Below are 14,027 nucleotides of genomic sequence, written 5' to 3' on the forward strand. Positions count from 1 at the left end.
GGCTATGCCTGCATCTTCTCATTTCAATATTGCTTTTTTTGGCGAATGTATGGTCGAAATCAGCGGCTCTCCATTAACCAAAAAGTTTGGCGGTGACACGCTAAATACTGCGCTTTACCTCTCTCGCTTAACTCAAAATAAAGACCTATCAGTGCATTACGCGACAGGTCTTGGTAGCGATGAACTGTCTCAAAATATGATTGATAGCTGGCAGTTAGAAGGTATTCAAACCAATTTCGTAGAGCGCATTGCGAACAAGCTTCCTGGTCTCTACATGGTTGAAACCGATGAGACTGGTGAACGACACTTTCACTACTGGCGCAACGACGCGGCAGTCAAATCTTACTTCCAAACTGACGATCTGAATAAGCTTGAAATCGCGCTGACAGAGAAACAAGTCGACGCGGTTTACATCAGCGGTATCAGTATCGCGATTTTAGATGACACCTCACGTGAACGCCTGTTGAAAGCCATTGGCGTATTCTCAAATCAAGGCGGTAAGGTGATTTTCGATAACAACTATCGCCCACAGCTTTGGACGACTGAGCAAGCCCAACATTGGTACGCCAAGTTATTGCCATTAGTAGACATCGCGTTGATCACCGAGGACGACGACCTACTGGTTTGGGGTAATTCTGAGAGCGTTCAACAACGTTGCCTGCGCTTGGGTTGCCAAGAGATCGTTATCAAACGTGGCTGTGAGCCATGCAAAATCGTTCAGGTAGAAAGCGGCAAGGTAGTAGAAAGCTACGTATCAGCGAGACCTGTTGCGAATGTTGTTGATACGTGCGCTGCCGGAGACTCCTTTGCGGCGGGCTATCTGGCTGCACGTTTAACTGGCGAGAGTGCTACCGAAGCAGCTGAACTTGGTCACCAACTGGCTTCTACCGTTATTCAATATTCAGGCGCCATCATTCCGGTAAGCGCTATGAACCACTTAATCAAAAAATAGAAAGATAAAGCGAAATTATTATGTCTCAAGAGATGATCAACACACTTAAGCAATTCAAAGTTATCCCTGTTATTCAAATCAACAAGGTGGAACACGCGATTCCATTAGCAAAAGTGTTAGTAGAAAACGGCCTGCCAGTCGCAGAAGTGACGTTCCGTACCGAAGCGGCAGCGGACTCGATTCGTGCGATGCGTGATGCCTACCCAGAGATGTGCATCGGTGCTGGCACGGTATTAACCCCTGAGCAGATCGACCTTGCGAAAGAGGCGGGCAGTGAGTTCATCGTAGCGCCAGGTTTGAATCCAAACACGGTTAAACGTTGCCAAGAGATCGGCATGCCAATCGTTCCTGGCGTAAATAACCCAAGCCAAGTAGAGCAAGCGTTGGAGCTCGGTCTTAACTTCTTGAAGTTCTTCCCAGCAGAAGCGTCTGGTGGCATCAACATGGTCAAATCTCTGCTAGCGCCTTACGTTGATGTGTCGTTAATGCCTACTGGCGGTATCGGCAAGCATAACGTCAATGACTACCTAGCCGTCGATCGCGTGGTGTGCTGTGGCGGTACTTGGATGGTTTCTCCAAAAATGATCGAAAACGAGCTGTGGGACGAGATTGCAGTGCTGGTTCGTGAAGCGGTTGAGCTGGTTAGCCAGTAATACGTTTGTGGGCTCGTTCGTTTTTAATAGGCGATAGGCTTTGAGCTCACGACAAACAGCAGCAGTGGCTGATGATTCTGTTTTGTGAATCGCCTCCGATAAACAAAACAGAACCCCCGTTATATAGGAAAACTAATAATGAAAAAAACTATATTGTCTCTATTAATTTCAGGTTCACTAGTATCCCCAATGGCGTTAGCAATGGCTCCGAATACCGATCTTAATTTAATGCCGTACCCACAAAAGGTTGAACTACAAGCTGGCCAAGTAAAGGTAGACGGTGACTTCAAGGTTTACATCAAAGGCTTTAATTCTGATCGCGTTGAGTACACGGCAAAACGCTTTGTCGACCGTTTGGTACGCCAAACCGGTATTCCGATTCTGAATTGGCAGGTTGATAGTGCAGACCGAGCAAATCTGATCATTGATATCGACGCAGCTCCAAAGTCTGAAATTCAAAACATCGACTCTGTAGAGTCTTACAAGATCACCACTCAGGGTGAACAAATCACGCTGAGTGCCCCAAGTCCTTATGGGGCTATTCACGGTATCGAAACCCTTTTGCAGCTCGTTGAAACGACAGCGACTGGCTACCATATCCCTGCCGTTACGATTGTTGATGAACCTCGCTTTCGGTGGCGCGGTGTTTCTTACGATACCTCTCGTCACTTTATTGAATTTGATGTGTTGATTCGTCAGCTAGATGCGATGGCTTCTGCGAAAATGAACGTGTTCCATTGGCATTTCTGGGATGATCAAGGTATCCGCATTCAAACGGAATCTTGGCCGCGTCTATGGTCAGAAACCACCGATGGTGACTACTACACCAAAGACCAAGTTCGTTACTTAGTTGAGTATGCTCGTAACCTTGGCATTCGTGTGATTCCAGAAGTCTCACTGCCGGGACACTCATCTGCTGTGGCGCATGCTTACCCACGCTTAATGTCGGGTGGCGAAGGTCAAAGCTATGACCAAGAGCGCGGTTGGGGCGTGTTTGAGCCATTGATGGACCCTCTAAACCCAGAGCTTTATGAAATGCTGGGTGACGTGTTTGATGAAGTGACCGAGCTATTCCCAGATGAGTACTTCCACATTGGTGGCGATGAGCCGAATTACTCCCAATGGATCAACAGCGAAAAGCATCAGAAATTCATCGAAGAGAACGGCATTGATGGCGAGCGCGGTTTGCAGTCTTATCTCAACGTAAAAGTTGAGAAGATGCTGGAAGAGCGTGGTAAAAAGATGACAGGTTGGGATGAGATTTGGCATAAAGATCTGCCGACGTCTATCGTGATTCAAAGCTGGCAAGGTCACGACAGTATCGGCCGTGCAGCGCAAGAGGGCTACGCAGGCATTCTCTCTACCGGCTACTACTTAGACCAGCCTCAGCCAACAAGCTACCATTACCGCAATGACCCAATGCCAACGGGAATCACGGTTGATGATAAGCTTCACAGTGGCGAGAAGTTCGTGACTTACCAATGGCAAAAGCCGCGTTCTAAAGGCAGCCCACGTAAGGGAAGGCTTACTATCATTGAAGCCAAAGACGGTACTTTCCGTGCGTTCAGTGATTACAACGGCAAGTCTCGCGAAGAGATTTATATCCTCGATTATGTGCCGGGCAAAACCTTTATCGGCCACTTCGATAACTTTATGTCGTACACGGAATTTAACCTGAACCTCAATCCAAATGGGTTCTCCGAGGGCAGCTACCAATTGATTGGTAACGTGCGCTGGCCAACGACAGGTGAAGTGATTGCAAGCAGTGATATCGAAGGCAGTGTAATCCCTGAGCCAAATGGTGGTTACCCTGCAGAGCTCACCGATAAAGAAAAAGATCTTATCTTAGGTGGCGAGATCACCATGTGGCTAGAGAACAAAGACAGCCTTACGGTAGAAAACTACCTATGGCCTCGCAGTTACGCGATCGCGGAACGTTTCTGGTCAGATGCTGAACTGACTGATGAACGCAGCATGTACAAACGTATGAAAGCGATGGACACATGGTCGGAAATCTCTGTAGGCCTACGTCACCACGCGGATGCCGATATGTTGTTGAAGCGCATTGCCAAAGGTCAAGACATCCAAGATCTGCGTGTTCTTTCAAAGTACACCGAGCCAGCACAATATTATGCTCGTAACTGGGAGAAGTGGAACTCAACAGAGCCTAAGGGCACTTTGTACAGTCAATACGAGCGCCTAAACCGCTTTGTTGATGCACTGCCAGTAGAAAGCTACGCGGTGTATGAGATGCAAGATTTGGTTAACGAAGTCGCGACAGGTAATCAACAGGCATTGGAGCAGCTTACTGAGCATTATCAGCAAGCAAAATCGGCTGCACTTGCCGCTGAAACTATCTTTGCCGCTAACGTCTCTTCGGTAGAGACTGTGGTGGTGGCAGAGAAAACGGTCGAAGTTGCCGATCTTGCGCTCACCTTGATTGCTAAAGCGAAAGCGGGTGAGCAAGTTCGAGAAGCAGACATCAACGCCTATCAAGCGATTCTGTCTGATGCTGCAAAGATCTACGATGAATCGATCATTGCGATTGTTCGTCCAACGGAGCGCTTGTTGAAACACTTAACTCAGTAATGAATCTTCTCATTTAATAGAAATGTAGCCGCCCAATTTACAGTCGGGCGGCTTTTTATTTTAACTGCCAACTATCCCCCTCCGGATTCGTCTCTTTTAGGACGTCAACTTCATTCTCAAAATGAGAAAGCTCTCTCCAATGTTGCTAACGTAATGAAATTAAAAGACTAATTTTTAGGCATCATCCTTGCTCTCTTCTACTTTACACATTTACCGTCAGTTGAGAGAGGGAACGCAATGAGAATATGGAATGCACTGGTCATGTCAGGCTGTATGATCCCCAGCCTAGCGCTTGCACTTACCACGTCAGATTTTATTTTTGAGTCAGGCGCTGACAGCTCGAATTACTCCGCAAAAGGCAAACCGAATGACACCTATTCGATAGCCGATACACTACCCCATGACACTTTAGACAATGTTTACTCAATGCTGCCCGAAGGAGCTTATGTCAACAGTGCCTTCATCGCACCAGAGCGTTACTCAAACATCGATATTGATGACGAGCTAGGTGGCGAAGCGTTTGCTTCTGCCAAGGTGACGTTTCTAAACGAAGGGGCAGGCTACCGCAATGCGTTAGGCTATTTTGTTTATGACACCAATAACCCTCCAGCGTCGATCGATGACATTACTGCCCACACCATTATCTTTCCTAACAGCTCAAAAGCGCCAGATGGTGAGATGGTCGAAGGGGATACCATAGATTTAGACGTTGAACTGACGGCGGGGCAAACCTTAGCCTTCTTCGTGATCCCTAATGGTTGGGGGTGGTCGGGTTCTTATAACAACATTGAATCACTGGGCAGTTGGGGAACGCCATTCTATAGCTACTCTGAACTCAATCCAGAAACGACAGCAAGCCTGCGAAGACATAATGTTGCCTTCATTGATACAGAGAATGAGTTCTTCGTTTTAGGTTTTGAAGATTTACACCGCACGGGGGGGGATCATGACTTCAACGACCTACTGTTTACCGTTGAAATTACACCGTTTACTGCGGTTGATGGGGTTAACACCGATGGTTCGACAGACTCTAAATATGAGCCATTAGTGCAGCAAGACAGTGACATCACCATCACATCTGTTTATCCGAGTGGCAATGAGTATGCGACGATCGCGTTCGAGGATAGATGGCCATTGATGGGCGACTACGATTTCAATGACGTGGTTTGGCGTTACCAAATAACAGAACAGTTAAACGGCCAACGTGAGCTAAAAAACATCAGCTTTGATTACACCTTACAAGCGATGGGAGCTGGATTTTCAAACGGTTATGGTATTCATCTACCGGGTGTTGATCCAAGTAATATCGCTAACGCAACCCTGATGCGTAATGGTGTAGCAGTAACGCACTCGATTGTGAAACATGGCACGAGCGATGCGGTGTTGATTGTCTCTGAAGACCTTAAAGTTGACCTTCAAAACCTAGGTGAACTTACTGAAAGTTGTACCTTCTATCGCACGCAAGTCGACTGTTTGGGGACGCAAACTGTTGGCGCACTGCAATACCAACTCTATGTCGAATTCGCCACTCCTGTACCGCGTGACATTGTTGGCTACCCTCCCTACGACTCGTTCATTTTTGCCGCTAAGTACATGTATCACGGCGACTTTACCAATGAAGCTCCTGGGTTCACTTGGCAGACTCATTTAAAACAGTTTGCGGGTACCAATGACATGAACAACGCTTTCTTCAATACTCACGATGACAAGTCGGACAATATTGCTTCATTTACTACCGAAAACAATATGCCTTGGGCGATCAACATCCGTGACGAATGGGATCACCCAATTGAATACACAGACATTTGTGAGGCTTACCTAACCTTTGATGATTGGGTGGAAGCGAGCGGTGAGAGCCATGGTGAGTGGTATAAAACCGCGGTAGAAAGTACCTCTGTATCAGCAACGGGCGAGTAAGGAGAGCGTCATGAAAACATCTATTAAATCAGTCAGCCTACTTGCGATTCTAGCCCTTACCGCATGTGGAGGTGGCGGCGGAGGTGGCGGTGGTTCAACGGCTCAACCTACTGCGACCGTTGCTGCAGAAGATATCGTCGCTTCGCGTGACTTCTCGTTTGATGTCGGTGAGAAAATCACCTTATCAATTGATTATTTAGGGGAAACCAAGGGAGCGTTACACCTCTACTCAAAAGCGGCCTTTGTAAAAGCCGATGGTGAAGCGATTCCAGATCCCGTTTCGCGCATCACGACGATCTATCCAGATCTCACCGATGAGGTTGAGCTAGAGGTCAATTCGAACTGGGACTCACTCTATGTACGCTGGGTACCGATGACCAGTAGCGAGTCAGAACAGACGTGGAGCATTTCCCTAGGAGAGCCGAGCAACAGTTATCACCTTACCTTTTAATTGATCATTGTTTCACTTCAAATCGAGCGGAGAGTACGACGTTGTACTCTCTGTTTTTGTGCATTGTCTCTTAATGTCCTCTGATTAATTATTGAACAACTCTTATCAAAAACAATCGACTAATAAACATCATACCTCAAATCTTTTGGTTATTTATTTAGAGTACTAACTGTTGGTTAACTCTTTGTTTTTATGTGATTTGTTTTGGGTTTTTGGTCTGCCTTGTAACTATTTTGTTAAAATAATCATTTGAACCCTAACTAGTTTTCTGTCATTTTATAATTAATTGAACGTTCAATAAAAAATAAAAGGACTCACAAATGCCCAAGGTTGGGATGCCAGATATCCGAAAACCACAGCTAGTACAAGCCACAATGACGGTGATCGATCGCGTCGGTTTGCACTCGGCCAGTATTGCTTTGATCAGTAAAGAAGCTGGCGTATCTACTGGAATTATCAACCACTATTTCGGTGGCAAGCATGGGCTACTTGAAGAGACGATGCGCGAGATCTTGCGCCAATTGTCAGTAACCATCACCAATGCTCTGAAAGAGCTTCCCGTCAATGCTCATCAACTAAGAATCAATGCCATCATCAACGGCAATTTCGAAGGCTACCAAGCGGAGAACAAGGTCGCGAAAACCTGGTTGGCGTTTTGGTCTTACTCAATGCATGACGCTCAGCTTAAAAGGCTGCAGCGAGTGAATGAGAAACGCCTTATTTCTCATTTGCTTATCGAGCTAAAAGCCCTTTTAGAACCTGAACAAGCTGAATTGGTGGCGCACGGTATCGCATCCTTAATTGACGGTATTTGGTTGCGTGGGACGCTCAACCCCGAAGGCATTGATGCAAGCAAAGCACGTGCAATCATTAATGATTATCTCGATAAGCAGCTGACGTTTTACGCACTGAACGTCGATTAGTACGCTAAAAATCTCATAATTTTAATGGGCCAACAGAGCCCAAACATAGACAAAGTTAGAAACTCAAATGGAAATGAACTCTTTATACATAGATGGACAAAGCGTTGCCGCGACCTCGGGGGAAACCTTTGTTAGCACTAACCCAGCTAATGGTGAGCCGATCGCGATTGTTGGCCAAGCATCTCAATCCGACCTCGATAAAGCTGTTGAATCGGCCAAGCGCGGCTTTGCTGTGTGGTCATCAATGACCGCTGTGGAACGCAGTCGTATTTTGATGAAGGCGGTAGAAATACTTAGAACACGAAATGATGACCTTGCAAAGCTTGAGGTTGCAGATACTGGCAAGCCACTGCAGGAAGCGATTGAGGTGGACGTCGCCTCTGGTGCTGACGTGATCGAGTACTACGCGGGCCTTGCACCTACACTGCAAGGTGAGCAGCAACCGCTTAGCGAAAGTCAGTTTTTCTATACCCGTCGCGAGCCTCTAGGTGTGTGCGCGGGGATTGGTGCTTGGAATTACCCAATTCAGATTGCGATGTGGAAATCTGCACCCGCATTAGCCGCGGGTAATGCAATGGTGTTCAAGCCTTCAGAAGAGACTCCGCTTACGGCGCTAAAATTGGCGGAAATCTTTACCGAAGCGGGTCTGCCTGATGGCGTGTTTAACGTTGTTCAGGGTGATTACCGAGTCGGCCAAATGCTGACTGCTCATCCAGATATTGCCAAAGTCTCTTTCACTGGTGAAACCGGTACCGGTAAAGCGGTAATGGCCGACAGCGCTAAGACCCTTAAGTCTGTCACCATGGAACTTGGCGGTAAGTCACCAATGATCATCTTTGATGATGCCAAGCTCGATGATGCAGTGTCTGCAGCCATGGTCGCTAACTTCTACACCCAAGGCGAAGTGTGTACTAACGGTACTCGTGTTTATGTTCATGAAAATATCTACCAAGAGTTTGTCGACCAACTTAAAGCACGTACTGAAAAGCTCGTAATCGGTGACCCAATGGACATCGAAACGCAAATTGGTGCGCTCATCTCCAAACAACACCTATCTAAAGTTCTTGAAGCGATTGAGATGGCTAAGCAGTCTGGCGCAACACTCCTGACTGGCGGCTATCAGGTGACGGACAACGGCCTTGCTAATGGCAACTTTGTTATTCCAACCGTATTTGTTGATTGCGACGACGACATGCCTCACGTACAGCAAGAGATCTTCGGTCCTGTGATGTCGGTGCTCAAATTTACCGATGAAGATGATGTGATTCGCCGAGCGAACGATACCCATTACGGCTTGGCAGCGGGGGTATTTACCCAAAACCTAGCGAGAGCTCACCGCGTTATTCATCAAATGCAGGCAGGGATTTGTTGGGTTAACACTTGGGGTGATTCACCAGCAGAGATGCCAGTCGGTGGTTACAAGCTTTCTGGTATTGGGCGCGAAAATGGCCCTGAAACCCTACTTCACTACACCCAAACCAAGAGCATTTTGATTGAGCTAGGTGACTACGCTAGCCCTTATGCATAACGCTTAACCCCTCACGGAGAACAGAACATGGAACAACGCTACGATTATATTATCGTCGGCGCGGGTTCGGCCGGCTGTGTGTTGGCCGATCGGCTAACTGAAAGCGGTCAACATAGCGTTTTATTGCTAGAAGCTGGTGGCACGGATAAGAGCATTTTTATCCAGATGCCGACAGCCCTTTCTTACCCGATGAACACGGAAAAGTATGCTTGGCAGTTCGAGACTCAGCAGGAGTCCGGGCTTGATGGCCGTCAACTGCATTGTCCTCGCGGCAAGGTATTAGGTGGTAGCTCGTCGATCAACGGCATGGTTTACGTGCGTGGTCACGCTTGCGACTTTGACGAGTGGGAAGAGCATGGTGCAAAGGGTTGGAACTACCAAGCGTGTCTACCTTATTTCCGCCGTGCTGAATCTTGGAATCAGGGCAGTGATGTCTATCGTGGTGGTGATGGCCCTGTTGGAACCTGTAACGGTAACGACATGGCACTGAACCCTCTTTATCAAGCATTTATTGATGCGGGTAAAGATGCGGGCTACCCAGAAACCAAAGACTACAACGGTTATCAGCAGGAAGGTTTCGGTGCTATGCATATGACGGTAGATAAAGGGGTACGAGCCTCAACATCTAACGCATATCTACGTAGAGCACTAAAGCGGTCCAACCTCACCCTTATTAGGGGCGTGGTGGTTCGAAAGGTATTGCTAGAGCAAGACTCCAAAACATGGAAAGCAACCGGTGTTGAGTTTGAAAAATCTGGCAAGGTTCAAACGGCTTCTGCATCGAAGGAAGTGATCTCTTCAGCTGGTTCTATTGGCTCTGTTCAACTACTTCAGCTATCCGGCATTGGTCCGAAAGCGGTGCTAGAAAAAGCGGGTGTAGAGCTAAAGCATGAACTCCGTGGCGTCGGTGAAAACCTACAAGACCATCTAGAAGTGTATTTCCAGTATCACTGTAATGAACCTATCACGCTCAACAGTAAATTAGGGCTCGTTAGCAAGGGCATGATTGGCGCAGAGTGGATTTTAACTCGCAAAGGATTAGGTGCGACTAACCACTTCGAATCTTGTGCCTTTATTCGCTCTCGCAAAGGTCTGAAATGGCCAAATATTCAATATCACTTTTTGCCTGCAGCGATGCGCTACGATGGGCAAGCGGCCTTTGATGGTCATGGTTTTCAAGTCCATGTTGGCCCGAACAAACCCGAAAGCCGAGGGACAGTGGCAATCACTTCAGCCGACCCACACGCGAAACCTGAAATCATTTTTAACTACATTTCGACAGAACAAGACCGTCAGGACTGGCGCGATTGTATTCGTCTGACGCGCGAAATTCTCTCTCAACCGGCGATGGATAAATTCCGTGGTGAAGAGATCCAACCGGGTGCTGATGTCACCACTGATGAAGCGATTGATGAGTGGGTAAAACAGAATGTTGAGAGTGCCTACCATCCGTCTTGTGGGTGCAAGATGGGCGCAAATGACGACCCAATGGCCGTGCTGGACGAAGAGTGCCGAGTACGTGGTGTGGCTAACTTACGCGTGGTCGATTCGTCGGTATTCCCAACCATCCCTAACGGGAACTTGAATGCGCCAACCATCATGGTTGCCGAGCGCGCCTCGGATTTCATATTGGGTAAAACGCCACTGGCTGCAACCGATGTACCCGTTTGGATTGCACCTCAATGGCAAGACACTCAGCGCGAAAACGAACCGTTAAGAGCATTAATCAACGAAAGCTAATTACATATCGAGAATCGGTCGCGCATAAAGACCGAGCAAAAAGTATGAGTCAGAAACCACATCGACGTGGTGAAAAGGAAGAATAAAAGGAATCACTATGACAATTATCCGCACCGTGACTAAAAAGACATTAGCCGCTTCGGCCATCAGTGTATTGGCGTTGAACGCACACGCTGCCGTCGAGCCTCAACAGTGTGAGAACGTGCGCTTTGCAGATGTTGGCTGGACCGACATTACGGCAACGACTGCAGTAACCACCGAGCTGCTAAAAGGACTTGGCTATCAAACTAAAACAGATCTGCTGTCTGTACCTGTTACTTACTCTTCAATGGCGAATGGCGATATTGATGTATTCCTTGGCAACTGGATGCCAACGATGGAAGGCGATATTGCTAAGTACCGCGAAGCAGGAACTGTGGAAACTGTGCGTGCCAACCTTGAAGGTGCGAAGTATACATTGGCTGTTCCAAAGTATGTTTACGATGCTGGCGTAAAGAGCTTTGCTGACCTCGCTAAGCACGCAGACAAGTTCAAAGACCGTATCTATGGCATTGAGCCTGGTAACGATGGTAACCGTCTAATCCAATCGATGATCGACTCAGATGCATTTGGCCTAAAAGACTTTAGCCTTGTTGAGTCGAGCGAAGCGGGCATGGTTTCACAAGTGTCGCGCGCGGCACGTCGCAACCAATGGATTGTTTACTTGGGTTGGGCTCCTCACCCAATGAACAGCAACGTTGAGATGGAATACCTAGACGGTGGCGATGACTTCTTTGGTCCGAACTACGGTGGCGCGAATGTCTACACAAACGTGCGCGCGAATTACTTATCTGAGTGCTCAAACGTCGGTCAGCTTCTGAAAAATCTAGAATTCTCTCTGGAGATGGAAAACGAGTTGATGGAAGCCATCCTTAACCAAAACGTTCAACCAAACAAGGCTGCTCAACAGTGGTTAAACAGCAACCCACAACAAGTGGAAGCGTGGCTTGAAAACGTCAAAACGTTGAAGGGTGAATCTGCTTCAGAAGCCGTGTCTGCTTATTTGAAACAAGTAAAAGCTTAACGTTAATTTCCAAAATGGTGAGTTGCGTTTGGCAACTCACCAAAAATCAAAGGCAATATTGTGAATTTTATTACTGAAAACAAAATCCCAGTCGGTCAATGGATGGAAGCTGGTGTTGATTGGCTAACGATCAATGCTGCGGGACTGTTTGATGCCATTTCGATTTTTCTAGAGACGGTTATTCTGTTTCTGGTGGATGTGTTTAAGTGGATGCCGCCGGCTCTGCCGATTTTAATCACCGCGGCTCTCGCGTGGTATCTACATCGTAAGATCTCTTTGGTTGTGTTTGTCGTCGCGGCCCTGCTGACCATTCTTAACCTTGGCTACTGGCAAGAAATGCTGGAAACCTTTGTCCTCGTGTTTGCGGCGACAACGATTTCCGTATTAATTGGCGTTCCAGTCGGCATCATGGCAGCCCATCGCCCTTGGCTGTACACAGTCTTAAGGCCGATTCTTGATTTAATGCAGACGGTTCCAACCTTTGTGTATCTAATCCCGACCTTGGTGTTGTTTGGTCTTGGGATTGTGCCGGGGCTCATCTCGACCATTATTTTCGCTATCGCGGCACCGATTCGCCTGACCTATTTAGGGGTAACTAAGGTGCCTGAAGAATTGGTCGAAGCGGGCAAGGCATTTGGTGCTAGCCGAATGAAACTCTTGATGAAAGTTGAGCTGCCTGCGGCTCTGCCAAGCATTATGGCTGGTGTGACTCAATGCATTATGTTGTCACTGTCTATGGTGGTGATTGCTGCATTAGTCGGGGCAGATGGTTTAGGCAAACCAGTCGTTCGCGCGCTCAATACTGTAAACATTTCTCAAGGCTTTGAAGCGGGACTCGCTATTGTTCTTGTAGCGATCATTCTTGACCGCCTATGTAAAACACCGAACCAAAAGGAGGCTTAATCATGAGTCATGACAAGCAAAGAATGGATGCGATTACCATTAAAAACCTCGATGTTGTGTTCGGTGATAATACGCAACTAGCACTTGAAAGGCTCGACCAAGGTAAGTCTCGCCAAGAGATCATCGACGAGACAGGGCAAGTGGTTGGCGTGGATAACGTTTCATTGAATATCCAAGAGGGTGAGATTTGTGTGCTGATGGGGCTTTCTGGCTCTGGCAAGTCATCCCTTTTACGCGCCGTAAATGGCTTAAACTCAATTAGCCGTGGTTCTTTAGAAGTGAAAGATGGTGACAAGCAGGTCGATCTTGCCCAGTGCGATGAAGCGACACTTCGTCAACTGCGTACTCATCGCGTATCTATGGTGTTCCAAAAGTTTGCGTTAATGCCTTGGTTGACTGTGTTGGATAACGTGGCCTTTGGTCTAGAAATGCAGGGAATGGCAAAAGATGCACGTCGAGCTAAAGCACGTGAGCAGCTAGAAATGGTTGGTCTTGCTGAGTGGGAAACCAAATTCCCACATGAGCTCTCTGGCGGTATGCAGCAGCGTGTCGGCTTAGCAAGAGCGTTCGCGATGGACACCGATATTTTGCTGATGGATGAGCCTTTCTCGGCGCTCGATCCTCTGATTCGTGCTCAGTTGCAAGATGAACTGATTTCACTGCAAAACAAACTGAATAAAACCATCTTGTTCGTAAGTCATGATTTAGATGAAGCCTTAAAAATTGGTAACAACATTGCGATCATGGAATCGGGGAAACTGATTCAACATGGCAAACCCGAAGAGATCGTATTGAAGCCAAAAACTGAATATGTGAAGGACTTTGTTGCTCACACCAACCCGCTGAATGTGCTCAAAGGGCGCTCTTTGATGCAGCCTTTAGCTGACTTAGAACAGCAAGACCAAAGCTGGAAAGTATGTACGGCAAAAGATGTGTGGATAGAAGAAGTTGAAGGTGCTCTTAGCATTAAAGGGGAGAATGACCTCAGTCTTCATAGGTGGCAACCGTCGGACGTAGACACGCTGGATATCGAGCCGTCGACTTTGGTATTGGCGAGCCCAGAGATTGGAATGCGCGATGCTATTAAACTTAAGCAGCAGAGTGACTACCCTATCTTGCTTGTTGAGGGACAACAGCTCGTGGGAATTCTAGACGATAGTGAATTCTATAGTGCGCTCACGGGTGACTTCCAGCTCAACGATGCGGCTTAACCTACCTAGCAGACAAATGAGAGAGCCGATTTAGGCTCTCTGATACGCACTTCAGCCATATACCAATCCGCCTCTTATCCTATGTGATCTCACAAAA

The 14,027-nt window shown here is 47.4% G+C and carries 11 protein-coding genes; all 11 read left to right on the plus strand.

The features are described from left to right. Positions 1 to 4 precede the first annotated feature (4 nt). The gene (locus L1D60_RS01710) at positions 5 to 952 is read left to right on the plus strand and encodes a sugar kinase (protein WP_239839445.1); all 948 of its coding nucleotides are present in this window, start codon (positions 5 to 7) and stop codon (positions 950 to 952) included. 20 nt (positions 953 to 972) lie between these two features. Then, complete coding sequence (locus tag L1D60_RS01715) at positions 973 to 1,605, plus strand: bifunctional 4-hydroxy-2-oxoglutarate aldolase/2-dehydro-3-deoxy-phosphogluconate aldolase (RefSeq protein ID WP_239839446.1); 633 nt, start codon at positions 973 to 975, stop codon at positions 1,603 to 1,605. Positions 1,606 to 1,743: 138 nt separating this feature from the next. Then, a complete protein-coding gene (locus L1D60_RS01720) occupies positions 1,744 to 4,194 on the plus strand; it encodes a family 20 glycosylhydrolase (protein WP_239839447.1) in 2,451 nt (816 codons plus the stop codon). Positions 4,195 to 4,431: 237 nt separating this feature from the next. Then, complete coding sequence (locus tag L1D60_RS01725) at positions 4,432 to 6,111, plus strand: LruC domain-containing protein (protein WP_239839448.1); 1,680 nt, start codon at positions 4,432 to 4,434, stop codon at positions 6,109 to 6,111. 10 nt (positions 6,112 to 6,121) lie between these two features. Continuing rightward, positions 6,122 to 6,562 carry a hypothetical protein gene (locus L1D60_RS01730; RefSeq protein ID WP_239839449.1) on the plus strand — a complete coding sequence of 147 codons (441 nt, stop codon included), beginning with the start codon at positions 6,122 to 6,124 and terminating at the stop codon, positions 6,560 to 6,562. 320 nt (positions 6,563 to 6,882) lie between these two features. Next, the gene (gene betI / locus L1D60_RS01735; RefSeq protein WP_239839450.1) at positions 6,883 to 7,485 is read left to right on the plus strand and encodes a transcriptional regulator BetI; all 603 of its coding nucleotides are present in this window, start codon (positions 6,883 to 6,885) and stop codon (positions 7,483 to 7,485) included. A 67-nt stretch (positions 7,486 to 7,552) separates the two neighbouring features. Next, positions 7,553 to 9,013: a betaine-aldehyde dehydrogenase gene (gene betB, locus L1D60_RS01740; RefSeq protein WP_239839451.1), complete on the plus strand. Its 1,461-nt coding sequence runs from the start codon at positions 7,553 to 7,555 to the stop codon at positions 9,011 to 9,013. A 27-nt stretch (positions 9,014 to 9,040) separates the two neighbouring features. Continuing rightward, on the plus strand, positions 9,041 to 10,753 hold the full coding sequence (betA, locus tag L1D60_RS01745) for a choline dehydrogenase (protein ID WP_239839452.1): 1,713 nt from the start codon (positions 9,041 to 9,043) through the stop codon (positions 10,751 to 10,753). Between the two features lie 97 nt (positions 10,754 to 10,850). After that, the gene (locus L1D60_RS01750) at positions 10,851 to 11,816 is read left to right on the plus strand and encodes a choline ABC transporter substrate-binding protein (protein WP_239839453.1); all 966 of its coding nucleotides are present in this window, start codon (positions 10,851 to 10,853) and stop codon (positions 11,814 to 11,816) included. A 60-nt stretch (positions 11,817 to 11,876) separates the two neighbouring features. After that, positions 11,877 to 12,719, plus strand: a complete 843-nt coding sequence (choW, locus tag L1D60_RS01755) for a choline ABC transporter permease subunit (RefSeq protein WP_239839454.1) — start codon at positions 11,877 to 11,879, stop codon at positions 12,717 to 12,719. 2 nt (positions 12,720 to 12,721) lie between these two features. Then, on the plus strand, positions 12,722 to 13,930 hold the full coding sequence (gene choV, locus L1D60_RS01760) for a choline ABC transporter ATP-binding protein (protein WP_239839455.1): 1,209 nt from the start codon (positions 12,722 to 12,724) through the stop codon (positions 13,928 to 13,930). Positions 13,931 to 14,027 lie beyond the last annotated feature (97 nt).

The sequence above is a fragment of the Vibrio sp. Isolate30 genome, assembly GCF_022397975.1.
GTDB lineage: Bacteria > Pseudomonadota > Gammaproteobacteria > Enterobacterales > Vibrionaceae > Vibrio > Vibrio fortis.